The organism is Nitrincola schmidtii, assembly GCF_008973715.1.
GTDB lineage: Bacteria > Pseudomonadota > Gammaproteobacteria > Pseudomonadales > Balneatricaceae > Nitrincola > Nitrincola schmidtii.
The window spans coordinates 345165-369165 of the sequence record NZ_WBOL01000001.1; the positions used below are offsets into that span (position 1 = coordinate 345165).

A 24001-nucleotide genomic window follows, 5' to 3' on the forward strand; every position below is an offset into this window, starting at 1 on the left:
AGTGCGCTAAATCAGAAAAAACAGCCGCATTTTTTGATTCAATCACACAAATACAGATAGACCTTGTATTCTAAGGTGCTTTGTTACACGACTTTTTGATAAAATAGCTCTCCAGAAACACAGACTTGGAATCCAACATGCCCGAATTTCTCGTTGATGAAGCGATAGAAGATTATGCTTATGTCAGCACCAAAGCAGAACCCCCTTTACTTCAAGAACTCATTGACGCCACTAATGAACATATGGGCTGGCCACAAAAGCTTTCCGGTCGACTGGTTGGACGATCACTTAAGATGCTAGCGGCATTAACGCAACCCAAGCAGGCTTTAGAGATAGGCATGTTTACGGGCTACTCAGCTCTTTCTATCGCTGAAGGGATGCCTGTAGACGGTAAACTGATCTGCTGCGAAACCAATCCTCGCGCCATTGAGATGGCACAGCGTTTTTTTGATCGAAGTGAACATGGTCATAAAATTGAGGTCATCTTTGGTAGAGCCGCCGATACGCTCGCAAATTTAGATATTGAGCTCGATTTTACCTTTATCGATGCGGATAAGCGCAGTTACCTACACTATTATGAAGAGGTAAAAAAGCGCACCCGTTCTGGAGGCCTCATTATCCTAGATAACGTACTTTGGTCTGGCAAAGTCATTCAACCAGAGTCAGAACTGGATGATATTCTAGTGGAAACTAATCGCTTGATTGCTGCTGATCCAGATGTTGAAAATGTTTTTCTGACCGTTCGCGATGGAATGAACGTCGTCAGAAAATTGTAAATGTAATCAACAAAGAGTTCATGGAGAGAAGATGCTAAAGAAACTGTTATGGATAGTCATGCTCTTCATCATCTTGATGGTTTCTTTAGTCGTGTCTCTGTATTGGTTTTCTCCGCAAATCAGTCGCCTTGCTATCACTCATTGGCTTGAACAGCAGGGCTTTGATTCGGTTGAGTTTCACATGCAACCACCCACGGATCGTGGGCTACGTATCAATCAGCTAGCACTCTCTCAAGCAGACGGCCAACGTCACATCCAGGTTCGTGCAGATTCGTTAGAACTGAGATTTAATCTAGCCCAGATTATTCAGCAGCAAAGACTGGAACTCATTTCTGCTGAGCAAGTTGATGTTGTTATCACCATCGACACTTCCTTACCTGAGCGTTTAGAAACGCTGCAACAAGAAGAGATCGATCTTCACCCTCAACAGCTTTCAGAACTGTTCGCCAGTATTCCCGTAGATCAACTAGTTGTTAATCAACTCAATATTCGCTATCAAGCGGATGCATCACCCGAGCTAGCGACTCAAGGAAAGGTCATATTGAATAACCATGGATTAGAATCTTCTTGGATGATGTCCATTAATCATACAAGACTAGTCGACCTAAATTTTGACCTGTATCGAGACGGGTCTTTGAATGTCCGCTTACGTCAGTTAGAAAAAGATTTACTCAATATCGCAGGAGAGCTGAGCTTTGTTGACGAACAGTGGCAACTTAGTCTAGGACACCAGCTCTTTAGTCAAAACATAATTGACTGGCTCAATAGCAGCTTCTCCTTGTCAATCGCATCAGATTTGGGGCTACAAGACCCCCTCAGCTTTACGGCTCAAGTTCGCTTACCTAGAAACCTGCCTTTGGATCCCGTCAATTTATTGGATAGTTTAGAAGGCGGAGTAACCCTTGCCACTCGATTCCAACCACCGCAAACGGAACCCCTTCCTTATCAACTGACTATTAATCTGCTAACACAACTCACACTTCAACAACGTCAAATAAGTGGGCAATTACAGTTCTCTTCAACAGATGCGTCAGGCCAATTGCCGAATACACACATCAACAGTCAAGTTCGCGTTGCTGGCTCACTGGATAGTGTTGCCTTAAATGGTCATCTCAGTCTTGCCGATCTGAACCAACTCGTCAGCTTTACGACCGAGATACAGGCGGGCAAGCCAACCCACATCAACTGGCGACTCGCGGAAAGAGATGCGATACCTCTGTTTAATCAAGTACGCTCCTATCTGGAAGGTTTACCAGATAATGTCAACCTAGAAACTGGGCGGTTCTCAGCATCGGGTCGAGTCAATATCAACACCCATACAGACACTAAAACATGGACAGTGACTGCTCAAACCCTTCTCAGCAATGCAACAGTGCTTCAGGCAAACAATCGTTTTGAGCGAGTCGATTGGAATGGTCAGCTCAATATCGATCAGACAGGCAATTGGAATAACAGTGGGGACATCGCCTTAAATCGATTAAACATCGGGTTACCCGTTACGCTATCACCTATTCGTTATCAGCTAAGCAATCAATCAGGTAGTCTTCACCTTAATTTATCAGCCTTCACCGCGAGCCTGCTGGGTGGGCGCATCTATTTTCCAGCCTTAAGCTTTGATCCTCTCGCACCTGATTTGATCTTCCTTGTCAGTTTACGAGAGTTTGATTTAGGCTCTATTCTTGACCTGTATGCAGATAAAGGGCTTTATGGAGAAGGCACCATCGATGGCCAACTACCCGTGAGATTTAACACAGAGGGGTTAAGTATCGACGGGGGTAATATTGGTACCATTGCTCCTGGGGTCATTCGTTATCAGCCAGATGTGGGATTACAAAGCATGGCACAAACCAATATTGGACTTCGTTTAGCCTTTGAAGCCTTAAGCGATCTTCAATATCAGTTATTAGATTTAGGTGTTCACTATCAACCTAATGGTGACCTAACGCTCACATCTCGTTTACAAGGAAGTAATCCTGAGTGGCAACAAGGACGACCTATCGACCTTACACTCACGATTGAAGACAATATTCCAGATCTGTTAAGAGCGTTGCAAATTACCGGAAGAATTACAGATGCGATTGACCAACATTTTCAACGATCACCTTGATAGCGTTTGGTTAGGGTTAAGGCAAGATCGGGCAGAATAGACTTAACGTTTGAAAAGCTTATAAAATAAAGCGGACCATGAGAGGATCCTATGCAACTATTTTTTTCCAGATCTGCTGCGCTAGTTTTATCTAGAACAGCGGTGCTTGCAGCTTTGCTAGCACTTTCAGCTTGTACACCCACGGTGCAGGTAGCCGCTCCCACAGACCCAATCACCATTAACTTAAACGTTAAGATTCAGCATGAAATTTTGGTCAAGGTGGACAGAGAAATTGACAACCTGCTGGAAGAAAACAGCGATCTATTCTAGGAGAATGCCATGCAACTATTATCACAACGTTTGATCTGGGTTTTATTGTTAGCGCTGTTATCTCTACCAGCCTTTGCTCAATCGCTTGATCAAGCCAAATCTCAGGGACTGGTAGGAGAACAGCTAAACGGTTATGTAGGTATCGTTACCTCCTCACCGAGCAGTGCTTTAAGAAGTATGGTCACTGAAATTAATCAACAACGTCGTGCCTTATATCAGCGTTCAGCAAAAGAAGCATCGGTCTCTTTAGAAGTATTTGAAGCACGTGCAGGTCAACGTTTACAAGAAAGAGCAAAATCTGGGGAATTTATTCAGGATAACAATGGTCAATGGCGTCGTAAGTAAAATTTACGTAGACAAGTAAGGAGTTCCATTTGTCATTTCTTCGTCAGCTTAGCTACCGCCAAATCAACCTACTGGGGTTGGTGACATGCGTGACTGCCATGCTATTTGCGGTGGGGTTCTTGCAACATTATTTGATGCTGGATCCTTGCCCTCTTTGCGTGATTACGCGTGTTATTGTCATCAGTATGTCGTTGGTGTTTTTTGTTGCCCTGATACATAACCCCGCTCAGTTAGGTCAACGCATCTATGCTTTGCTTGCCATAGCGGTTGGACTGACTGGACTAGGGGTTCAATTCAGACACATCTGGTTACAAAATCTACCACCTGATCAAGTTCCCGCCTGCGGTCCAGGTTTAGAGTTTTTATTGGAAACCCAACCTATCTTTTCTGCACTCAGAACGGTTTTTGAAGGTTCTGGAGATTGTGCTGAGATTGACTGGATATTTCTTGGGCTGACCATACCGATGCAAACCGCATTATTATTTGCCTTCTTACTAGCTTTGGCTATCTGGCAACTGGTTAGAAAACCATCAATTTAGTGTCATAGTGATGCTAAATCGGTTACGTCATCCAGCGGTAAGAGATCTTTACTGGGCCATCAACAGCTCTAGTTTAATCACCACCGCTGATTTGACCCACTGGCAAGACGACACTTCGTTTTTTATTCAGCATCTGAGTCTACTGGATAAACAGCCTGAGCCCTTGATCGATTGGCTATCAAAAGGATTACCATCTCATCGACCTCCTCGATTAGGACAGTATTTCGAGCGCCTCTGGCACTATTACTTCCATCACCACCCTAGCTATCAGCTGATCGCCCACAACTTACAGATCAAATCTGCAGAAAAAATCACCTTAGGTGAACTGGATCTTGTCGTGAAAGATCGACAACGTGATTGTGTCATGCATATCGAATTGGCCGTGAAATTTTATCTCGCACTAAATCACCTTTTTCGAGCCGAATTAACTCCCTTCGAAAATATTGATGCCTACATAGGTCCAGGGTTAAAAGATCGACTCATTGATAAATACCTTCATACCTTTAGGCACCAACTCCCACTGTCATCATCTCCTACCGTTAAGACCATGGGAATTCACATCGATGAAGTACATGCCATTTTTAAAGGAAGATTGTTTCAACCTTGGAGCAATATCAATAGCGATCAACCGATTTGGCTTTTTCAACATCAGTTAAAAAACTTACCCGATAACCTGCTCTACCCAACACTAGCGCGTTCAGAGTGGTTTGCACCCAAGTATTTATCGAATCCAACCATCTCCCCTATTAATGAGCGGCTTCCACTTTGTTTAGAGCGCCCTATTCAAATAGCAGCCATTGATCGAATCACTAAACGTGAAATGAAGCGTTTATTTGTTGTGCCGAATGACTGGGAAGACAGAGCAATCAAATCAATTTTGCCTGAATGCACTTTTTGACGCTCGACGTCTCAGCCATTTGTCTTACATCAGAATGCTATTCGTTGTATTGCTTGCATAAATGTAATGTAATGGTCATCAAAAACTAAGGAATACCATGCATTCAATGAACCTACTTAAATTCAACACATCCCATCTTAAAGGTGATCTGTTTGGCGGTTTGACTGCAGGTATAGTAGCGTTACCCTTGGCCCTGGCATTTGGCGTGGCCTCAGGTGCTGGTGCAGCGGCAGGCTTATATGGGGCGATAGCATTAGGTTTTGTTGCCGCTATGTTCGGTGGCACACGAGGTCAAATTTCCGGCCCGACAGGCCCTATGACCGTAGTATTTGCTTCTGCACTGGCGGCATTTGGTGGCAGCCTTGAAATGGCGATGGCCGTCGTTTTAGTTGGCGGCATATTACAAATAGTCTTTGGATTATTACGCACGGGTACCCTAATCAACTATATCCCTTATCCCGTTATCTCTGGGTTTATGAGTGGTGTGGGTGTGATTATTATTCTACTGCAACTGGCGCCACTGATGGGGGTCTCTGCAGAGTCCTCACCCTTGAAGGCCATCGCCGCATTGATCACTACCTTTCAACACATAAATCTACAAGCACTTTTTCTCGGATTAGCAACGCTACTGATTGTATTTTTAACACCGGTTAGGATTAGCCGCGTCGTGCCATCTCCCTTATTGGCCTTAGTGATTATGACACCTCTTAGTCTAATCGCTGGATTTACAGTGCCAGAAATCGGTCAAATTCCGGTGGGTTTACCTGAACTACACATGCCACAGTTTAGTCTGCAGCAATGGAGCTTAATCTTTACCTTGGGATTAACTCTCGCATTACTGGGAAGCCTAGACAGCTTACTAACCTCACTGGTCACAGATTCGATTACCCAAACACGCCATCGCCCTAATAAAGAACTCATCGGACAAGGTCTTGGCAATATACTTTGCTCATTTATTGGAGGTCTACCCGGTGCCGGTGCCACCATGAGAACTGTGGTCAATGTGCGTACGGGCGGAAGAACTGAGTTGAGCGGCGTCGTACATGCACTATTTTTGTTTACCCTACTACTCGGCCTTGCCCCATTAGCAACCCATATACCCTTGGCAGTACTGGCTGGGATATTAATCAAAGTCGGTATTGATATTCTTGATTATCGCATGTTGAAGCTGTTAAAAACCGCACCCAAGTCGGACACCTTGATTATGCTGGCCGTGTTCGGATTAACCGTGCTTGTTGATCTGGTCATTGCTGTCGGTGTGGGCGTCGTTCTGGCTATGGGCATGCTGACTCATCGGATGGCAAAAGAAGCGGATATTCGTTTTGACGATGGCCATGGTCACAACTCCCATCATCTCGAAAAAGTGGGTCCAGGCGTTCGTGTGATTCATGTCAAAGGACCGCTTTTCTTTGGTTCAGCCAGTCAAATGCTGGATCGAATGGAAACTGTAGACCGATATATCGATACGCATCAAATCATCATAGACTGTCGAAAGGTCGACTTTATGGACTTAACGGCGATCTTTACCTTGGATGGCATGGTCGAGCGTTTATTACATCACGACATTGATGTCAGAGTCGTCACGACCCCTATGATGCGTGAACAGTTATTGGGACTTAACACGGCCTTTCTAAGTGAAACCAGACTCTATACCAATTTGAAAGCAGCTCAGCGATAACCGAGACTAAAGCCTCAAAAGAGGTTAAAATCCCACAATTAAACCAAACGCTAAACTGATCGGCTTCAGTGGATATTTCCTATAAATCGTCATATTCCCAAGCCAAATTTGCTCAAACCATGCAGGACTATCAGGTAATGTGCCCACATTCTCTTTCGTTACATACGCTTGAACACCATGATGCTTTTATCGAACGCCACATAGGCCCATCCATTGAAGAACAGCAGGCTATGCTGGAAACCACAGGGTTCAAAACCCTTGAGGACATGATTCAACGAACGGTTCCCGCCTCGATTCGTTGCGATATTCCAGAAGAACTCGACACGCCACGCACAGAAGCCGAAACCCTGGAAAGACTCAAAGCGATCATGAGTCAAAACATTGTTAAGCGTTCAATGATCGGTATGGGCTTTACTGATGCCATTACTCCCAATGTGATCCTACGCAATGTGCTTGAAAATCCGGGCTGGTATACCGCTTACACACCCTATCAACCGGAAATATCACAAGGTCGCTTAGAAGGCTTACTAACCTTTCAACAAATGATCATGGATTTGACTGGTTTAGAACTTGCCAATGCGTCTTTACTGGATGAGGCCACTGCTGCTGCAGAAGCCATGACGTTAAGCAAACGTATGGCGAAGGCAAAAAATGCCAATGTCTTTATCGTTGACCAGAATCTGCACCCACAAAATATCAGCGTTATTCAAACGCGTGCCGAACCCCTAGACATCCAAGTGGTCATCGGCGATGTTGCACAACTGATTGAAAAGCATAACGATTATTTTGGTGTTGTGGTCCAATATCCAAACACCCTTGGTGAAATCAACGATTATCAAGCCCTGATTGCAAAAGCTCACGAGCAGAAAGCACTTTTCTGTGCAGCAGCCGACATCATGGCGCTGGTATTACTGAAATCTCCCGGTGATTTAGGTGCTGATGTTGTGTTTGGCTCATCACAGCGCTTTGGCGTTCCGATGGGATACGGCGGTCCTTCTGCAGCCTATTTCGCGACACGTGATGCCTTCAAGCGTTCCGTGCCTGGTCGTATTATTGGTGTATCCGTTGATAGCCGTGGCAAGCCAGCACTGCGTATGGCGATGCAAACGCGTGAACAGCATATTCGTCGTGAAAAAGCCATGTCGAACATCTGTACCGCTCAAGCTCTATTGGCAAATATGGCCGCATTTTACGCCGTCTATCATGGTCCCGTCGGCTTAAAAATCATCGCGTCACGTATTCACCGTTTAACCAACATTCTAGCAGCCGGTCTGAAAGCGAAAGGTGTTCAGGTTCTGAATGAAACCTATTTCGACACCCTGACACTGGAACTCGGATTCGCCCGTGATACCGCCTACGAGCGTGCCTCTGAACTGGGCATCAACTTGCGTAAGATCGGTGACACGCAACTCGGTATAACCTGTGATGAGCGCACCACGCGTGAAGAAATTCATACCCTTTGGAAAGCGATTCTAGGTGAAACCCATCACCTCGATATGGATGCTCTGGATTATGAAATCGTTGAAAATGGCTCGACAGCGCTTCCAGCATCTCTATTACGTGAAAACGAAATTCTGACTCACCCTGTCTTCAATACGCATCACAGCGAAACCGAAATGCTGCGTTACCTGAAGAAACTGGAGAATAAAGATATTTCTCTGGCTCACAGCATGATTGCACTGGGTTCATGCACCATGAAGCTGAACGCCACGGCTGAAATGATTCCGGTCACTTGGCCAGAGTTAGCCAACATGCATCCCTTCGCACCGATCGAGCAAGCCAAGGGCTATCAGCAAATGATCGATGAGCTGGATAAGATGCTCCGTGCCATTACCGGTTTTGATGCCATCTGTATGCAGCCTAACTCAGGCGCTCAGGGCGAGTATGCTGGACTTTTAGCGATTCGTAACTACCTGCGTGCAAACGGTGAAGGTCATCGTAATGTGTGTCTAATCCCAACCTCAGCCCATGGCACTAACCCTGCGTCTGCCGCCATGGTCGATATGAAAGTGGTGTTAGTCGATTGTGATGCACAGGGTAACGTCGATGTTGAGGACTTGCGCAACAAAGCGATTGAACATAAACATGACCTTGCTGCACTGATGATCACTTATCCTTCTACACACGGTGTGTTTGAAGAAGAAATCAAAGAGATCTGCGCCATCGTGCATGAATGTGGCGGCCAAGTGTATATGGATGGTGCCAACTTAAACGCTCAGGTCTGTATCAGCAAACCTGCTGATATCGGTGCCGATGTGTCACACATGAACTTGCACAAAACCTTCTGTATTCCGCACGGTGGTGGTGGACCTGGCATGGGGCCTATTGGGGTTAAAGCGCACTTGGTGCCTCATCTGGCGAACCACCCAGTAGTCACTGTCAACAACGATGATCAAAGCAATACCGCTGTTTCAGCGGCTCCTTGGGGTAGCGCCAGCATACTATCGATCAGCTGGGTCTATATCAGCTTAATGGGTGGCAGCGGCCTTCGCCAAGCAACCGAAGTGGCGATCTTAAGTGCTAACTATATTGCCCATCAGTTAAACGAGCACTTCCCTGTGCTATATACCGGTCGTAACGGACGTGTTGCACATGAGTGCATCATTGACCTACGCCCACTGAAAGAACGCACTGGGATCACTGAAGAAGACGTTGCCAAGCGCTTAATGGACTTTGGTTTCCATGCGCCCACCATGTCCTTCCCTGTTCCGGGCACCTTGATGATAGAGCCTACTGAATCGGAATCCAAAGCGGAGCTGGATCGCTTTATTCAAGCCATGATTCAGATACGTGAAGAGATCGCAGCTGTTGAGGCAGGTCAAATGACCGCTGAGCAAAGCCCGCTTCGTCATGCGCCGCATACACAAGCAGATCTGATGGATGCAGAATGGGGTCGTGTCTATAGCCGTGAACAAGCCGCTTACCCTGCGCAGTGGCTGAAAGAGGCAAAAGTATGGCCAACCGTGAACCGTATCGACAATGTCTACGGTGATCGCAATCTATTCTGCGCTTGTATACCGGTCGAAGATTACCGATAAGGCTAAAAGCTCTTAGCTTAAAGAAAGCCCTTAGCGAAAAGAGGGCCCTTAGCAAAAAAGCCCGGTGAAGATTATCTCTTCACCGGGCTTTTTATTGAAAGACTTTTAAACCATCAGCAATCAATAATTAAAGCGCTTTTTCCAACTCAGGAACGGCTTCAAACAGATCTGCCACCAAGCCATAATCGGCTACTTGGAAAATCGGTGCATCTTCATCTTTGTTGATCGCCACGATCACTTTAGAATCTTTCATACCCGCCAAATGCTGAATCGCACCGGACAAACCAACACCGATATACAGCTCAGGCGCAACCACTTTACCGGTTTGACCTATCTGGTAATCGTTAGGAACAAAGCCCGCATCCACCGCCGCACGAGTTGCACCCACCGCAGCACCGAGTTTATCCGCCAGCGTATCCAGCATTTCAAAATGCGCTTTATCGCCCATACCACGACCACCCGCAACGATCACTTTAGCAGTGGTCAATTCAGGGCGATCTGACTTCGCTAACTCTTCAGACACCAAACGGCTTAAACCGGTATCACTAACTTGGCTGAGCGTTTCAATGCTCGCAGAGCCACCTTCAGCCGCCGCAGGATCGAAAGAAGTACCTCGCACAGTGATCACTTTAATGGCATCCAGAGACTGAACCGTCGCAATCGCGTTGCCAGCATAAATAGGACGTTTGAAGGTATCGGCTGACTCAACAGACATAATCTCAGAGATTTGACCCACATCTAACAAGGCAGCAACACGTGGCATAAAGTTTTTGCCGTTAGTGGTCGCAGGTGAAAGAATGTGACTGTAATCTGAGGCCAGACCTTTAATTAAATCAGCAACATTTTCTGCAATTTCGTGATCATAAGCAGCATTATCGGCCACTAACACTTTACGAACGCCAGGAACCTTAGCTGCGCTATCAGCTACCGCTGTGCAGCCGCTGCCCACGATCAACAAATCAATATCACCACCGATTTGAGTCGCTGCTGTCACCGTTGAAAGCGTCGCTGATTTAAGTGCAGCATTATCATGTTCAGCAATCAATAAAATAGCCATTAGATCACCTTCGCTTCATTTTTCAGTTTTTCGACCAACTCAGCCACATTCGCCACTTTGATACCCGCTTGACGCTCGGCAGGTGGCTCTACTTTCAATAAACGAGTATTCGCCTTAATCTCTACACCGTAATCTGCAGGCGATTTAGTCTCTAAAGGCTTCTTCTTCGCCTTCATGATATTGGGTAACGATGCGTAACGAGGCTCGTTCAAACGCAGATCAACCGTCAACACTGCTGGCAATTTAACCGCCAGAGTTTGCAAACCACCATCAATCTCACGAACCACTTGAGCTTCCGTATCACTCACTTCTAGACCAGAAATGAACGTACCTTGAGACATACCCGTTAAAGCGGCCAACATCTGACCCGTTTGGTTGTTATCGGTATCGATAGACTGTTTGCCCATGATCACCAAACCAGGCTGCTCTTCTTCAACAATTTTTGCCAGAATTTTAGCAACAGACAGTGACTCTAGAACGTCATCAGACTGAACTAAAATAGCACGATCGGCACCCATCGCTAACGCAGTACGTAATTGCTCTTGTGCATTTTGCGGGCCCATCGATACCACGATGACCTCTGACGCTTTACCGGCTTCTTTTAATCGAACCGCCTGTTCTACTGCAATTTCGCAGAAAGGGTTAACGGCCATTTTGACATTTTTCAGATCGACATCAGTGTTGTCCGACTTAACACGGACCTTCACGTTGTAGTCGATAACGCGTTTGACTGTAACGAGAACCTTCATGAATAAAATTCCTTCAGTTTTAATCAGCTGAATGCATCACGGACTATAGCAGAAATCACAGATCGCGCCACAAGGGAGCACTCTTAAGAAGCACTGCTACATAAGAAAATTTTATCATATAAGGGTTTTCACTTATACTATTACACAACCAGACTATCGTAGAGTCAGGTAAACTCGTTGATATCAATTAAGATGCGTGTCATTGTTGCTGCATTGCAAGAAATTTTTGTTGTGTAACTGACAAAAAAGGCCACAAACTCGGCAAGATTTGTCGAAAGTGTTCTAAATAGAACATGTAATCAAAGGCTATAATGATGCTATCTAAGAATAATACCTGTCTGAGAACTATATAAGGAGCCAGAACTGTGGAACGCGAATCGATGGAGTTTGACGTTGTTGTCGTCGGTGCCGGTGTCACCGGTTTGGCAGCAGCCTGCCGCCTGATGCAAAAAGCACAGGAAAATGAACAAGAACTGACCGTTTGTGTCGTTGAAAAAGGATCTGAAGTCGGCGCTCACATTCTTTCGGGTGCAGTGATGGAAACTCGGGCACTGGATGAACTTTTCCCGGATTGGAAAGAGCGCGAAGCCCCTATTACTTGCGAAGTCACCGCTGAAGATACCATGCTCCTGCTTAATGATACCAAAGGTGTCAAACTGCCTGGGTTTGCGGTACCTAAGCCCATGCACAACAAAGGCAACTATATCGTTAGCTTAGCCAATGTCACGCGCTGGTTGGGTGAACAAGCTGAAGCCTTGGGTGTTGAAGTTTTCCCTGGCTTCCCAGCCTCAGAGATCCTGTATCACGACGATGGCAGCATCAAAGGCATTGCCACCGGTGATATGGGTATTGGTGCTGATGGTGAGCAAAAAGACAGCTACACGCCTGGTATGGAACTACACGCGAAATACACCCTATTCACCGAAGGTGTGCGTGGCCATCTAGGTAAGCAACTGCTAGCCAAATTCAATCTCGATCAAGACAAAGATCCTCAACACTATGCCATCGGCATTAAAGAACTTTGGGACATTGACCCCGCCAAGAGCAAACCCGGTCTTGTGGTTCATGGTTCTGGCTGGCCATTAAGCGATGGTGCCAGTGGTGGTTTCTTCCTGTACCACGACGAAAACAACCAAGTGGAAGTTGGTCTGATTGTGGACCTTAACTACTCCAATCCTTGGTTAAGCCCGTTTGATGAATTCCAGCGCTTTAAGCATCACCCAGAGATTAAACAGTACCTGGAAGGTGGTAAGCGTGTCTCTTATGGTGCCCGTGCGATCACCAAAGGCGGCTTAAACTGCCTACCTAAAATGACCACACCCGGTGCATTTATTCTGGGATGTAATGCCGGCACACTCAACTTTGCTAAGATCAAAGGCATTCATACCGGTATGAAGTCGGGCATGCTAGCGGCTGAAGTCATCGCTGAATCCTTGAAAGCGGGCGATGAAGGCGGTAAAGACCTGACTCAGTATGAAGACGTCTTTAAAGCATCTTGGTTGTATGATGAACTCTATCGCGGTCGTAACTTTGGTCCTGCGATGCACAAGTTTGGTACTTTCCTTGGCGGTACCTTTAACTTTGTGGATCAAAACATTTTTGGCGGCAAAATCCCAATCACGCTGCATGATACTCACAAAGATCATGAGATGCTGAAACCGGCGGCTGAATCGAAAAAGCTTGAATATCCGAAACCGGATGGCAAATTGTCGTTCGATAAGTTGTCATCTGTCTACTTATCCAATGCCTTACACGAAGAAGATCAGCCCTGTCATTTACGACTGACGGATCCAGATCTACCGATTCGTGATAACTTGCCTAAGTATGCAGAACCTGCACAGCGGTACTGCCCTGCTGGGGTATATGAAGTAGTTGAAGAAAGCACTGGACCCAGATTCCAGATTAACTTTTCCAACTGCGTACACTGCAAAACCTGTGATATTAAAGACCCGGCTCAAAATATCACCTGGGTTACACCCGAAGGTGGCGGTGGTCCAAACTATCCAAATATGTAAGTGTTTGTAAACACTAAAACAAAAATGGCCATCGGTTGTATTAACCGATGGCCATTTTTTATTGGATTAACGCTATTACTAGAATAAACGACTCAATGAACGCAGCGCTGCTTTCTGCTGATCAGCGAGGGTGGCACTTTGTAAACCAGACAAAAATGCCAATGCCGCTTGATATTGAGGATCATTCGCAGTCAAACCGGTTAATACCCGTCTAGACACGAGATGATCATTGATATGACCCAACGCTCTAACTGCCACCACCACTGATTGATAGGTTTTCATGGTTTTCTTTTCAGGCAATACGGCCATAAAAAACTCTAATGCATAGCGCAAGGGCTTAAGCTTGATACGTAATTGATGCAATGAGTCTTCATTTTGTGACTTGAGCGCCAATCGATAGGCTTTTTTCGCACGTTTGACTAACTTCTCTAAGCGCAACTGAGCAAATAACGCCAGTGGCTGATCAATCGAACTGCTCGACTCTAGACTATGTAACTCAAAAACCAAGGTTAAAATCAATGCGCCCTGTCGCTGCAATTCAGGATGATCCATCAGAACCAGTCTGGCTTGATCACGCTGAGATGCAACTAATTGCTGTAATGCAAGCAATGGCCATTCATCTGCACCAGACTGCAACAACACCTTAGGAAGCACTTCATCACACATCACATCCAGATCACGCAAATCAGAAAAAATACGCGCATTTTCAGCCAACACATCACTCCAGTGAGCCACCCATGATTTATTCAAAATCGGACTAAATACTCGCAACAACGCACGTAAACGCCGCTGACTAATGCGAAGTTGATGAATAAACTCCGGATCATTACTAATTGCCGTACCCTTTACATTCGCTTGCCACTGAGCAATACAAGCAAACGCCAAGGCTTTGAATGCATCGAGTGACTGCTGACGTTTTTCCAATGCCACAGGAGGCATTTTCACAGGTGACTCTTCTTCTGAACGGAACAAGCGATACCCACGCTCCGCTTTAGAAACATCTGAGGGTAACAAAGGCAAGGTTTCTGCTAATTGCACGGCTAACTGCAACAGATCCTGAGGCGAACCAGAAACCAATTCCAACTCCACCTCGCATAAAGGAAGCTGTTGACCTTTTGCCAAAATATCCCCCTGATCCACCATCAACAGAATCTCAGCATCCGTATCCGATTTATAGAAAAAGGTCTCACGTGTAAACATGGTCGTAAACACAGGTTGAAGCTGTGGTTGCAGCGCCTGAAGTTTTTTTCGCAGAGACTTTACTTCAATGTCATCAAAATCGAATTCACCTGTGAACGGCTTTTCCCATTCTGGACGTTGACTTAACCCACCCACCGATACTGCGGCACACTTCACAGTCTGCAACCAAACATCACCCTGTTGGCGAGTTCTTAAGGCAATATGTTGAGACTGTAATTGCAGGTCAGGCGTGTCGAAATAGGTATTATCCAAGGTTTTCGGCTCTCCTAACTTCTCAGCAGACACGAATACAGGATGAGCACGCAGCGCCGGTAAACAGACTGATGGTAAGGACAACTTCAACTCAGTTTCTTTTCCCATGACGACCTCGGATGTAAGGGGTGAATTTCAATTGACTATCGTCATTATAAACATAAATTATTGACGCAACTCTGTATTCACACAAAATTCACGCTAGAATGTAAATATATGACGTAAAAACCATTTTGGTAGTAAAGTCAGCTAATCTCAAACAAAGGAGTCAACCATGACGCAAATGGATATCGGTATCAGCAAAGCAGATCGTGAAACCATCGCAGAGAGCCTAAAGCATCTGTTGGCTGACACCTACACCCTTTACCTGCAAACGCACAACTTTCACTGGAACGTTACCGGTCCTCAGTTCCGTGAACTGCACCTAATGTTTGAAGAACATTACAATGAACTGGCTATCGCCGTGGATGATATTGCTGAACGTATCCGCACACTCGATGTCGCTGCGCCTGGCACCTACAAAGAGTTTGTTCGACTCAGTAATATCAAAGAAGTCGAAGGGGTTCCTTCGGCGAAAGAGATGGTCGACCTTCTTACTCAAGGCCATGAAACCGTCGTGAAAACCTGCCGCGAAGTGTTAAAACACTCGCAAAAAGCAGATGATGAATCGACATCAGCACTAGCCTCTGATCGGATGCGTGTGCATGAGAAAACGGCGTGGATGTTGCGGGTGTTGAATAAGTAATCGTAGGTAGATTGCTAGGTTGTCTGCCGCTGCAAAGCGGTAGACATTCAGTAAAAGCTAATACTTCCTTGTTTAGCGCTTTCACACACCGGACCGGGAGATCTGGTATCAGAAAGAAATAGACTCATCCAAGATAGATCCCGTTATCCCAACTGCGCTGACATCTCTCTTATCAACATGTATTCTAATTGTCGAAGAAACCTTAGTTCACCTGCCTTGCTCAAACCATCGTATGACAAGGATTCAAATTCTTCAGCTATTAACCTAAATGACAATAGACACTGATTTCGCATTTTATCAATCTGATTATTTGCATAACGCTCAGATAATTTTAGTAAACTAGCAAGCTTTAATAGATCTTTGCGTGTCACTTCACCCAATGTTTTTGCATGGCCAATTGGCCAAACTAACGAGGCCTGCTTCCAGTGAATACGTGATTCATAAATCGCAGTGGATAGAAGATCATAGAAGGGGCATAGGATCACATCACCGCTTCCAGCAAAGAACGATAGATTTTTTAAGTGGTTATCGGTATTACCGATTAGCAGATTAAACACAAACCATGCAAAAAGTTTTTGGCGTGTACTCGCTTTCTGTCGGCAGAGGGAAACAATGCGTTCAAGTGACTGCTGATTACATTGCTGATACTTAAACACACGGTCAATCGATAGTAACTGACAAGCATCGAGCACATGCAATCGGTGCGTTAAAGTATCTTTTTTCAACCGATCAAATCTTTTAACAAGATAAACGGGTTCAGGAACACGTACAAGATAGACATCTGGTACATCTAAGCCGAGCTGTCGACCAAGGCGCATCATCGTGTACTCATTAACAACGGAATGAGGGTATGAGTTGGGATCACTATGATTGGGCTTAAGTATATGCGTAGAAGGCATTGCTGCACTGGGTTCAAACAGCTGAACGGATTTGGCTTGGTAAATGACTGGTAATTTATGCTGCGCACCGGCTAATGACATACGCTTACTGCTTCCCTGTGACAAGGAAACATGTGGCAAATCTCGAATACGTTTGGACAATTCTTCAGGTAATAGCAGTGTTTTGCTTCCCTCTCCAGGCTGCTCATCGCTTTGTAAAAGCGTTAGAGCACCCGCTGACTCAGAACCGAAGTGCTCTAATAGCGAGAAAGCATCTGCTTGGTCGACAGCCGCATCTTTTGCAAGCAAGTAACGAGCACCTTCTTCTGGAAGAAGGTTATCAAAAAACCACTGTACCGGTCGCTGGCTACTGCCATCCACTAAAACTTTATTCATTACAGGCAGTGCTGGGCATAGATCAAAACCCGTCCAGTCTTGAGCATACTCAAACTGCCAAAGGCCTTTGTGCTCGTGGAGTTGGCCGATAAGCGAGGTATTAAACCATACATTCAAATAGCGTTGGTCGTTTATATCCCTATCGAACATTCTATTATTCCATTCAGTCGACATGATTTGTTTCGGGCAAATCCAAAATGACTTTAATACCTAACTCATCAAGCACTTTAAGCAACAATCCGGCTTGAATAGTCTCTTTTCCTTTTTCAACATCAACAATAAACTTGTGACTACACCCAACCATGGCTCCAAGATCATCCTGGCGTACCTGCTGTGCTTTTCGCACTTCACGCAATAATTCACCTATTTCTTTAATCGTGCTGACATGAGATTGCATAACCCACCCCAAAAATAACCGATTGGTTATAGTTATAAAAACAAGACTGTAATACGATAGCAAAATAACCGATCGTTTAGTTAATTATAGTATACACGTCATTAAATCAAGAAAATAACCAATTGGTAATTTTAGAGAAAAATATAGAAGCAGAAATTTAGACGCATTCTTGCTCTGACTCTAATTTCCTGCGGGTGTAGAATAAGTAATCGTACTGAGATTACTTCATTGTCTGCCGTTGCAAAGCGGTAGACATTCAGTAAGCTAAAACTCTACTGATATAAAGAAAGGGTGAGAGGTTCATTTGGCATCCATGCTAACTCCCCTCTCTCGCTAAGACTTCCTTGTTTAGCGCTTTCACACACCGGACCGGGAGATCTGGTATCAGAAAGAAATATCAGACAACATCATCATTAAAGTTTATAGCCAGTCCTTGGCTGATCTGATATTCCGATCCTATTATCATCATCCAAGCATGTAAACATAAAATTTAATTGAACGTTCGTTTATTGCTCATCAAATGACTTTGATCAATATATGTGGAAATTATTGACTACACTTTAGTCGATCGAATACTACTCGCACATATCCCTAGGAAAACTGCTAAAATATAAAATTGTTTCTTGAGACTGACTCGTACAACGGAGATTAACTTGACCACTGCACAACGTCGACTGAAACTACCTATCGGCATTCAGACCTTTTCGCATATTCGCGAAGGGGGCTATTATTATGTGGACAAGACTCCCTATATCGAAAGGCTGGTTAACCAAGGTAAATATTACTTCTTATCTCGTCCGCGTCGATTCGGAAAAAGCTTACTGATCGATACGATTGGATCCTTGTTCGAAGGACGTAAAGAACTGTTTCAAGGCCTTCATATTGAAGACAAATGGAACTGGGATATCAATCATCCAGTCATTCGATTAAGCTTTGGCAGTGGTGTTTTTCAAACCCGTGAACAACTTGATGAATCAATCCGGGAACTGCTAAATGCTGAAAAAAATCGTCTATGCATCACGTTTGAGAATACATCCATATCGGGTCAGTTCAGAGAGCTGATTAGAAAAGCACACCTGCAATCAAGTAACCCAGTCGTTGTCTTAATCGACGAATACGACAAACCCATATTAGATAACATTCAAGACAGCGATAAAGCGCGTGAGCTGCGTGAGGGACTGAAGAACCTTTACAGTGTTCTGAAAGATGCTGATGCCGACCTGCAATTTGTAATGCTCACAGGTGTTTCTAAATTCAGTAAAGTCAGCTTATTCTCAGGATTAAACAACTTAAATGACATCACGATAGACGCGCCTTACTCCGCCATTTGCGGCTACACGGATGACGATATCGACCACACTTTTGCACCAGAGCTATTCGACTTAGATCGCCAGTCAATAAAAGAATGGTACAACGGTTATCGATGGGGGGAAGAAAACGTTGCCTCAGTTTATAATCCTTTTGATGTCTTACTATTACTCGAAAAAAGAGAGTTTGGGCCCTATTGGTTTGAATCAGCAACCCCAACCTTTTTAATAGAAGTATTAAAAGATCATGGTGTATTCACACCTAATTTAGACCAATGGGAAACTGAATACGAACTACTCAGTCAATTTGATGTCGACCAGATAAGCACCGATGCGCTTTTATTTCAAGCAGGATATTTAACCATTAAATCTATTGCTGAACCGATCACAGGTTATCGTCAATACCTTCTTGGATTTCCTAATCGTGAAGTAGAAACCAGCTTAAACCAGGCACTACTCCCTTCATTGGGATTGAAAAATGCACCCTATCATCGTAAAACGCTATTAAATTGCTTAATAGACAACGACTTGGCACAATTAGAAACTCACCTCAAATCCCTTTACGCCAGTCTTCCTCATGACTGGTATCGCAACAACCCGATTGCGAAGTATGAAGGTCATTACGCCAGTGTATTTTATAGCCATTTCGCAGCACTGGGATTGGATGTTACGGTTGAAGATGCCAGCAACCATGGAAAAGTCGATATGACCGTTCATTTTCAAGGCAGATACTATTTATTTGAGTTTAAAGTCGTCGAACAAATACCCGAAGGCAAAGTGATAGAGCAGCTCAAAAACAAAGGCTACGCAGACAAGTATCGTGCTTCAGGAGAACCTATCTACCTCATTGGCGTTGAATTCTCTAGCGAAAAGCGGCAAATCGTTGGGTTTGATGTTGAAGCTGAAAACTGATCACCTAGCTTGAAAAAACGCAATACCACTATATACTCTGTATATATAGCAACAAGATTAGGTAGAATTACATGTCAACAGGATCAGTGTTTGTCAACAATCGCACCCAAGCTGTTAGGCTTCCCGCAGATAGCAGATTTCCTGAGAGTGTTAAAAAGGTCAATGTAAGAGTCGTCGGGCGTGAACGGATTTTAACACCTGTTGATCACTCCTGGGACAGCTTCTTTCTATGTCAAGACAATGTAACCGAAGACTTTATGACAGAACGAGCGTCACAAGAACAACCTGAAAAAGATCCATTGTAATGTTGAAGTACATGCTAGATACCAACATCGTCATCTATGTTATCAAGAACCGCCCAATCGAAGTACTTAACACTTTTAATCGATACGGAGGACAGATGTGTATTAGCGCCATTACTCTTGCTGAGCTAATGCACGGTGTCGAAAAAAGCACTCAACCAGAGCATAACTTAAGGCAAGTTGAAGATTTCATTTCACGATTAGACATTTTAGAATATGACATCAAAGCAGCATCTCATTATGGTGATATACGAGCGAATCTTGAGAAACAAGGAAAACCAATTGGTGTCAATGATTTACATATAGCAGGTCATGCTCGAAGTGAATCATTAATACTCGTCACCAATAATCTTAAAGAGTTTGAAAGAGTCAGTGGCCTTCGACTAGAAAACTGGGTTTAGGTGAACTACTCCCCACTAAACGGCATTAACCGTTCTCTTCTAGTGTGAGCTTGTGCTGACTCATACTGAGAGAAGTCATTATCTTTACGGCGTACTTCCGCCTGCTCACTCTGTGCGCGCAAAGTGGCAAGCTATAGACATCATTTCAATATCTTTTACCAAAAGCTTTATATGTAGTTTAACGATTATCGAGACCCACGCCGCAAAGCTGTCCTCACTTTTGACCGGCCTACATACAACTGAGCATTGTAAGGAAGGGATTAAGGGTGAGAGGTTCATCTCGCATCCATGCCAACTCCCCTCTCTCGCTAAGACTTCCTTGTTTAGCGCTTTTACACACCGGACCGGGGGAATTTAATTGAACGTCCGTTTACTGCTCATCATATTACTTTAGTTAATATAAGGGTATATTTGCACACCAACACGATCAATGTGGTCTTTTAAAAGAACATTTTTAAGATCTTCATACTTCAACACATCAAAACCTATGGGCAAATCAGTCTCTTCTAAATCTAACTTAATTCGGGAAAGCTGGTGTCTATCGAACTGTCCTTTGAATGCCAAATCAAGATCGCTTCTGTCATGGTAGTTACCTTTGGCTCTCGAACCATAAACGATTACTGCATCGATTTCTGGATGCTTAGTAAAAGAGTTAAGCAACTGCTCAAACCAGACGTGCTTTAGACCCAAAGATTCAGGATTCAAGTTCTTTGGCAATAAGATCATGATAAAACGCCTCTAGTTCTGGTAGATAGGATTCTCGCAGGGTGTTAATGACGGCTTCAAATTTAGTGAAATCGTAAGTATGGCTCATTAGATTACGATCACCAATCATATTAAGCCAAACTTCAGGATTATCAATATACTTAGCAGAATATGCCTGCCTTACGACGGCCTTGGGTGAAATCTGGTCTAAAGCAATACCATCAGACTCCATTACATCTTTAAGCACCTTCCATGCCAATTCAAAGGTATACTCAAAACGCTGAATAATACCCTCTTTCTCTAGTTGGTTTAGCTGGCTTGGTTGCAACTCTAATGCTTCACGCAATAAGCTAAATGCTCTACTGAAATTTCTGAAGCGTTGTTTCCAGCGAATATCTGAATCCACGATTAGGCACTCTGAAAATTAAAGAGGTATTTAATGCTAGCACAAAATGCACAAATATCAGGAGGGATTTTAGGTGAGAGGTTCATTTCGCATCCATGCTAACTCCCCTCTCTCGCTAAGACTTCCTTGTTTAGCGCTTTCACACACCGGACCGGGAGATCTGGTATCAGAAAGAAATATCAGACAACATCATCATTGAAGCTTATAGCCTGTCCTTGGCTGATCTGATGAACTAATCCTATTATCACAAATCAGGCGTGTAAATATAAAATTTAATTGAACGTTCGTTTATTGCTCATCAAATGAGTTTGATCAATATAAGTGGAAATTACTGACTAAACTTTAGTCGATCGATACAGAATGGTTTTTGCAGCATCAGATGATTATCAGAGGTGAGTTTCTTGCAAAAATCTCAATTTGAGATATGCTGACGTTATGAGAATCATCAGTAATAGCACCCTGCGAGCTTTCGCTGCCGATCACCCGAAAGCAGAATCTGCCTTGCAGGGATGGCGACGTGTGATCGAAAAAAACCGATTTGCTAATTGGGCGGAACTCAAAGCTGTTTTCAATACGGTTGATAAGGTTGACGACTTGGTCGTATTTGATATCGGCGGTAATAAATACCGGCTGATTGCTTACATCCGTTTTGGGAAGCAAATCCTGTACATTAAGGCGGTACTCACCCACCAAGATTATGATAAAGGAGCTTGGATATCATGAACGCACCCATCGATGTGAAGCATCTATTACCAGCCTGGGAGCAATTCCGAGCTGCCACTGATATCGCCCCCATCCGAGACGAGGCCCATTACACGCAGATGACCCAAATGCTCGAAGCCCTTCTGGACGAAATCCGAGGTGACGAAAACCACCCCGCTATGGGTTTGGTCGATATCGTCGGTGATCTAATCGAGGACTATGAAGCTGCGCATCACCCACTTCTTGAAGCAACCGGCGTACAAGCTTTGAGGTTTTTAATGGAGCAGCACGGTCTTAAACAAAGTGATCTCTCTGAGATCGGCAGTCAGGGTGTTATCTCTGAAATCCTGACAGGCAAGCGTGACCTCAATATTCGGCAAGTTCGCTTACTCAGCGAGCGTTTCAGGGTTTCGACCGCGTCTTTTATTTAGTCGATTGAATAATACTTTTTATCCCAAAGAGATGAGGGCAACGAAGCCCTTTTTAGCGGTGAGTAGTTCACTACGCGCCCCGATACACATATACTTTCACATATACTTCATCGAGGAGGCCAACTTAAAATGGGACAAGTCACTATCTACCTGGAAGACGAGCTTGAGGCTAAGATGGTGACCAGCGCCAAGGCCCACAATTTGTCCAAAAGTAAATGGATCGCTACTGTTATCCGCGAAAAACTGGTAAACGAATGGCCTCCTGCCGTGCGCGAAGCTGCTGGCAACTGGGACGATTTTCCTGAACTTGACAATATTCGGGGCGAAGCACATACATAAGCCCTTATGACTTATTGATCGCTGGTACCGCACTGGCACAGAATGCCACACTAGTTACACGCAACATCCGGGAATTTAACCGAATTGAAACGCTAAAGATGGAAAATTGGTATTAGCCAAATACATTGAAGCAAAAGTTTACAAGGGTTCTACAAAGAGTAATTGAATAGTTACTCCGACCCTCGTTTCTATGCGGTAGTCGCGAACCCGGTAACGCCATAAGCCGCTCAAATTTTGACTTAATGGTTTACCGAAGCGGCGTGGATCGTGGTTTGTTGCAATTCGTTCTCGAAAGTATTTCCTGCTGCGCCTGTCGGTCAAGTTTACGAAGCTCTTTTGCTGCGGAGTCATCAAATTCAACAGTCCAGGTCACGCTCTTGCTCCATGTCATCTAAAGTCCAACGCTTGCTTGGGTTTTCGAGGCGATTAAGAGCTAGATAGGCATCCTCCATGTCGTCCAGATGGCTCAGAATCGCTTCTCTGGCATAAAATGTTTTGGTGCGCCCTGTTTTAGCTGCTAGGGCAGTTAGGCGGGCTTCAATGTCTTCTGGTAGGCGTATTGCGAGCATGTTAACTTCCATCGCTATACATGTTTTACGTGTATAGCATAGCAGTAAAAGAGGGCATATCCAAATTAAGAGCTCAGGGTAATGCCGTGGCACAAAAGGTGGTGCTGAAGAAAGTTTTTTTCGACAGTTCATTGAAGGTCAATACCGCTCTGGCAAAACAAGTATGCTAAGATTCACTCAATAAACGGGGCATCAAGGTGAAAAGCATGCTAAACGATGCGGTGATTCGCAAAGTGATTCAAATGGCAGAACAAGATCCCACTTCCACTGGCGATGAGTGTCATTACAACAGGTCAAGTCTTGCTAGTTAAAAATAGCTTACGCTTAGCACGCGAAGAAAATCGCATTACCTCTATGTGGGAAATCGACTACAGGTACCACCTACAGCATTATGGATAACCTTGATAAAAGTATGAATTGTTACTCTTGTATCTTACTCAACGGTTACATTATGTTTGTACAGGCATAATGAACCTAGGTGAGTGAGGATGTTTTACTCTTGGGCGGTTCAACCTGTGGGTCAGATTATTCCCTCACCTTCTTGTTTC

General features: G+C 44.5%; 24 protein-coding genes. 16 read left to right on the forward strand and 8 right to left on the reverse strand.

Translation table 11 applies throughout. The features are described from left to right. Window positions 1-137: 137 nt before the first annotated feature. From F7R24_RS01650 to gcvP, 8 genes are all read left to right on the forward strand, one after another. Window positions 138-776: an O-methyltransferase gene (locus tag F7R24_RS01650; protein WP_151669483.1), complete on the forward strand. Its 639-nt coding sequence runs from the start codon at window positions 138-140 to the stop codon at window positions 774-776. A 31-nt stretch (window positions 777-807) separates the two neighbouring features. After that, window positions 808-2883 (forward strand): intermembrane phospholipid transport YdbH family protein, encoded by a 2076-nt coding sequence (locus tag F7R24_RS01655; RefSeq protein WP_151669484.1) that lies wholly within the window; start codon window positions 808-810, stop codon window positions 2881-2883. Between the two features lie 90 nt (window positions 2884-2973). Then, a complete protein-coding gene (locus F7R24_RS01660) occupies window positions 2974-3192 on the forward strand; it encodes a YnbE family lipoprotein (RefSeq protein WP_151669485.1) in 219 nt (72 codons plus the stop codon). A gap of 9 nt (window positions 3193-3201) precedes the next feature. Beyond that, window positions 3202-3537 (forward strand): YdbL family probable chaperone protein, encoded by a 336-nt coding sequence (locus F7R24_RS01665; RefSeq protein ID WP_151669486.1) that lies wholly within the window; start codon window positions 3202-3204, stop codon window positions 3535-3537. A 29-nt stretch (window positions 3538-3566) separates the two neighbouring features. Further along, window positions 3567-4076, forward strand: coding sequence for a disulfide bond formation protein B (locus F7R24_RS01670; RefSeq protein WP_151669487.1), 510 nt, complete (start codon window positions 3567-3569; stop codon window positions 4074-4076). A 10-nt stretch (window positions 4077-4086) separates the two neighbouring features. Beyond that, window positions 4087-4974 carry a DUF1853 family protein gene (locus tag F7R24_RS01675; RefSeq protein ID WP_151669488.1) on the forward strand — a complete coding sequence of 296 codons (888 nt, stop codon included), beginning with the start codon at window positions 4087-4089 and terminating at the stop codon, window positions 4972-4974. Between the two features lie 106 nt (window positions 4975-5080). Then, on the forward strand, window positions 5081-6652 hold the full coding sequence (locus F7R24_RS01680) for a SulP family inorganic anion transporter (protein WP_151669489.1): 1572 nt from the start codon (window positions 5081-5083) through the stop codon (window positions 6650-6652). Window positions 6653-6789: 137 nt separating this feature from the next. Next, the gene (gene gcvP / locus F7R24_RS01685; protein ID WP_151669490.1) at window positions 6790-9690 is read left to right on the forward strand and encodes an aminomethyl-transferring glycine dehydrogenase; all 2901 of its coding nucleotides are present in this window, start codon (window positions 6790-6792) and stop codon (window positions 9688-9690) included. A 127-nt stretch (window positions 9691-9817) separates the two neighbouring features. Here gcvP and F7R24_RS01690 read toward each other — a convergent pair whose 3' ends face one another. Next, window positions 9818-10747 carry an electron transfer flavoprotein subunit alpha/FixB family protein gene (locus F7R24_RS01690; protein ID WP_151669491.1) on the reverse strand — a complete coding sequence of 310 codons (930 nt, stop codon included), beginning with the start codon at window positions 10745-10747 and terminating at the stop codon, window positions 9818-9820. Next, the gene (locus F7R24_RS01695; protein WP_151669492.1) at window positions 10747-11496 is read right to left on the reverse strand and encodes an electron transfer flavoprotein subunit beta/FixA family protein; all 750 of its coding nucleotides are present in this window, start codon (window positions 11494-11496) and stop codon (window positions 10747-10749) included. The genes F7R24_RS01690 and F7R24_RS01695 overlap by 1 nt, the downstream gene beginning before the upstream one ends. A 380-nt stretch (window positions 11497-11876) precedes the next feature. On the opposite strand from F7R24_RS01695, the gene F7R24_RS01700 reads away from it, so the two are divergent. Continuing rightward, on the forward strand, window positions 11877-13511 hold the full coding sequence (locus tag F7R24_RS01700) for an electron transfer flavoprotein-ubiquinone oxidoreductase (RefSeq protein ID WP_151669529.1): 1635 nt from the start codon (window positions 11877-11879) through the stop codon (window positions 13509-13511). Window positions 13512-13589: 78 nt separating this feature from the next. Here F7R24_RS01700 and F7R24_RS01705 read toward each other — a convergent pair whose 3' ends face one another. Beyond that, window positions 13590-15071: a CYTH and CHAD domain-containing protein gene (locus F7R24_RS01705; RefSeq protein WP_151669493.1), complete on the reverse strand. Its 1482-nt coding sequence runs from the start codon at window positions 15069-15071 to the stop codon at window positions 13590-13592. A gap of 166 nt (window positions 15072-15237) precedes the next feature. Between F7R24_RS01705 and F7R24_RS01710 the strand changes: the two genes are divergently transcribed. Further along, entirely contained in the window at window positions 15238-15708 is a 471-nt protein-coding gene (locus tag F7R24_RS01710; protein WP_151669494.1) for a Dps family protein, read from the forward strand. 143 nt (window positions 15709-15851) lie between these two features. Here F7R24_RS01710 and F7R24_RS01715 read toward each other — a convergent pair whose 3' ends face one another. Together F7R24_RS01715 and F7R24_RS01720 are read right to left on the reverse strand one after the other, a co-directional pair. Further along, window positions 15852-17132: a HipA domain-containing protein gene (locus tag F7R24_RS01715; RefSeq protein ID WP_151669495.1), complete on the reverse strand. Its 1281-nt coding sequence runs from the start codon at window positions 17130-17132 to the stop codon at window positions 15852-15854. A gap of 13 nt (window positions 17133-17145) precedes the next feature. After that, on the reverse strand, window positions 17146-17379 hold the full coding sequence (locus F7R24_RS01720; protein WP_151669496.1) for a helix-turn-helix domain-containing protein: 234 nt from the start codon (window positions 17377-17379) through the stop codon (window positions 17146-17148). Window positions 17380-18032: 653 nt separating this feature from the next. Here F7R24_RS01720 and F7R24_RS01725 point away from each other — a divergent pair. The 3 genes from F7R24_RS01725 (at window position 18033) to vapC (ending at window position 20301) form a co-directional block, all read left to right on the forward strand. Next, window positions 18033-19598: an ATP-binding protein gene (locus tag F7R24_RS01725; protein WP_151669497.1), complete on the forward strand. Its 1566-nt coding sequence runs from the start codon at window positions 18033-18035 to the stop codon at window positions 19596-19598. A 71-nt stretch (window positions 19599-19669) separates the two neighbouring features. Further along, window positions 19670-19903: a type II toxin-antitoxin system VapB family antitoxin gene (gene vapB, locus F7R24_RS01730; protein ID WP_151669498.1), complete on the forward strand. Its 234-nt coding sequence runs from the start codon at window positions 19670-19672 to the stop codon at window positions 19901-19903. Further along, the gene (vapC, locus tag F7R24_RS01735) at window positions 19903-20301 is read left to right on the forward strand and encodes a type II toxin-antitoxin system tRNA(fMet)-specific endonuclease VapC (RefSeq protein WP_151669499.1); all 399 of its coding nucleotides are present in this window, start codon (window positions 19903-19905) and stop codon (window positions 20299-20301) included. The genes vapB and vapC overlap by 1 nt, the downstream gene beginning before the upstream one ends. A gap of 390 nt (window positions 20302-20691) precedes the next feature. Here vapC and F7R24_RS01740 read toward each other — a convergent pair whose 3' ends face one another. Both F7R24_RS01740 and F7R24_RS01745 read right to left on the reverse strand, forming a co-directional pair. Then, window positions 20692-21027, reverse strand: a complete 336-nt coding sequence (locus F7R24_RS01740) for a nucleotidyltransferase domain-containing protein (protein WP_151669500.1) — start codon at window positions 21025-21027, stop codon at window positions 20692-20694. Beyond that, window positions 20996-21412, reverse strand: a complete 417-nt coding sequence (locus F7R24_RS01745; protein WP_240775936.1) for a nucleotidyltransferase substrate binding protein — start codon at window positions 21410-21412, stop codon at window positions 20996-20998. The genes F7R24_RS01740 and F7R24_RS01745 overlap by 32 nt, the downstream gene beginning before the upstream one ends. A 435-nt stretch (window positions 21413-21847) precedes the next feature. Here F7R24_RS01745 and F7R24_RS01750 point away from each other — a divergent pair, with 435 nt between their 5' ends. The 3 genes from F7R24_RS01750 to F7R24_RS01760 all read left to right on the forward strand — a co-directional run bounded on the left by F7R24_RS01750 (window position 21848) and on the right by F7R24_RS01760 (window position 22884). Then, a complete protein-coding gene (locus F7R24_RS01750; protein WP_151669502.1) occupies window positions 21848-22135 on the forward strand; it encodes a type II toxin-antitoxin system HigB family toxin in 288 nt (95 codons plus the stop codon). Then, window positions 22132-22545 carry a helix-turn-helix domain-containing protein gene (locus F7R24_RS01755; RefSeq protein ID WP_151669503.1) on the forward strand — a complete coding sequence of 138 codons (414 nt, stop codon included), beginning with the start codon at window positions 22132-22134 and terminating at the stop codon, window positions 22543-22545. Before F7R24_RS01750 ends, F7R24_RS01755 begins: the two co-directional genes overlap by 4 nt. A gap of 129 nt (window positions 22546-22674) precedes the next feature. Continuing rightward, complete coding sequence (locus F7R24_RS01760; protein ID WP_151669504.1) at window positions 22675-22884, forward strand: CopG family transcriptional regulator; 210 nt, start codon at window positions 22675-22677, stop codon at window positions 22882-22884. Window positions 22885-23240: 356 nt separating this feature from the next. Here F7R24_RS01760 and relB read toward each other — a convergent pair whose 3' ends face one another. After that, window positions 23241-23453 (reverse strand): type II toxin-antitoxin system RelB family antitoxin, encoded by a 213-nt coding sequence (gene relB / locus F7R24_RS01770; RefSeq protein WP_036514644.1) that lies wholly within the window; start codon window positions 23451-23453, stop codon window positions 23241-23243. Between the last annotated feature and the right edge of the window lie 548 nt (window positions 23454-24001).

Bases quoted from the DNA above. Each gene is read 5' to 3' on its own strand.
- F7R24_RS01650 (WP_151669483.1), top strand. From the start codon at position 138: ATGCCCGAATTTCTCGTTGATGAAGCGATAGAAGATTATGCTTATGTC.
- F7R24_RS01655 (WP_151669484.1), top strand. From the start codon at position 808: ATGCTAAAGAAACTGTTATGGATAGTCATGCTCTTCATCATCTTGATG.
- F7R24_RS01660 (WP_151669485.1), top strand. From the start codon at position 2,974: ATGCAACTATTTTTTTCCAGATCTGCTGCGCTAGTTTTATCTAGAACA.
- F7R24_RS01665 (WP_151669486.1), top strand. From the start codon at position 3,202: ATGCAACTATTATCACAACGTTTGATCTGGGTTTTATTGTTAGCGCTG.
- F7R24_RS01675 (WP_151669488.1), top strand. From the start codon at position 4,087: ATGCTAAATCGGTTACGTCATCCAGCGGTAAGAGATCTTTACTGGGCC.
- F7R24_RS01680 (WP_151669489.1), top strand. From the start codon at position 5,081: ATGAACCTACTTAAATTCAACACATCCCATCTTAAAGGTGATCTGTTT.
- gcvP (WP_151669490.1), top strand. From the start codon at position 6,790: ATGTGCCCACATTCTCTTTCGTTACATACGCTTGAACACCATGATGCT.
- F7R24_RS01690 (WP_151669491.1), bottom strand. From the start codon at position 10,747: ATGGCTATTTTATTGATTGCTGAACATGATAATGCTGCACTTAAATCA.
- F7R24_RS01695 (WP_151669492.1), bottom strand. From the start codon at position 11,496: ATGAAGGTTCTCGTTACAGTCAAACGCGTTATCGACTACAACGTGAAG.
- F7R24_RS01700 (WP_151669529.1), top strand. From the start codon at position 11,877: ATGGAGTTTGACGTTGTTGTCGTCGGTGCCGGTGTCACCGGTTTGGCA.
- F7R24_RS01705 (WP_151669493.1), bottom strand. From the start codon at position 15,071: ATGGGAAAAGAAACTGAGTTGAAGTTGTCCTTACCATCAGTCTGTTTA.
- F7R24_RS01710 (WP_151669494.1), top strand. From the start codon at position 15,238: ATGACGCAAATGGATATCGGTATCAGCAAAGCAGATCGTGAAACCATC.
- F7R24_RS01715 (WP_151669495.1), bottom strand. From the start codon at position 17,132: ATGTTCGATAGGGATATAAACGACCAACGCTATTTGAATGTATGGTTT.
- F7R24_RS01720 (WP_151669496.1), bottom strand. From the start codon at position 17,379: ATGCAATCTCATGTCAGCACGATTAAAGAAATAGGTGAATTATTGCGT.
- vapB (WP_151669498.1), top strand. From the start codon at position 19,670: ATGTCAACAGGATCAGTGTTTGTCAACAATCGCACCCAAGCTGTTAGG.
- vapC (WP_151669499.1), top strand. From the start codon at position 19,903: ATGTTGAAGTACATGCTAGATACCAACATCGTCATCTATGTTATCAAG.
- F7R24_RS01740 (WP_151669500.1), bottom strand. From the start codon at position 21,027: ATGATCTTATTGCCAAAGAACTTGAATCCTGAATCTTTGGGTCTAAAG.
- F7R24_RS01750 (WP_151669502.1), top strand. From the start codon at position 21,848: ATGAGAATCATCAGTAATAGCACCCTGCGAGCTTTCGCTGCCGATCAC.
- F7R24_RS01755 (WP_151669503.1), top strand. From the start codon at position 22,132: ATGAACGCACCCATCGATGTGAAGCATCTATTACCAGCCTGGGAGCAA.
- F7R24_RS01760 (WP_151669504.1), top strand. From the start codon at position 22,675: ATGGGACAAGTCACTATCTACCTGGAAGACGAGCTTGAGGCTAAGATG.
- relB (WP_036514644.1), bottom strand. From the start codon at position 23,453: ATGCTCGCAATACGCCTACCAGAAGACATTGAAGCCCGCCTAACTGCC.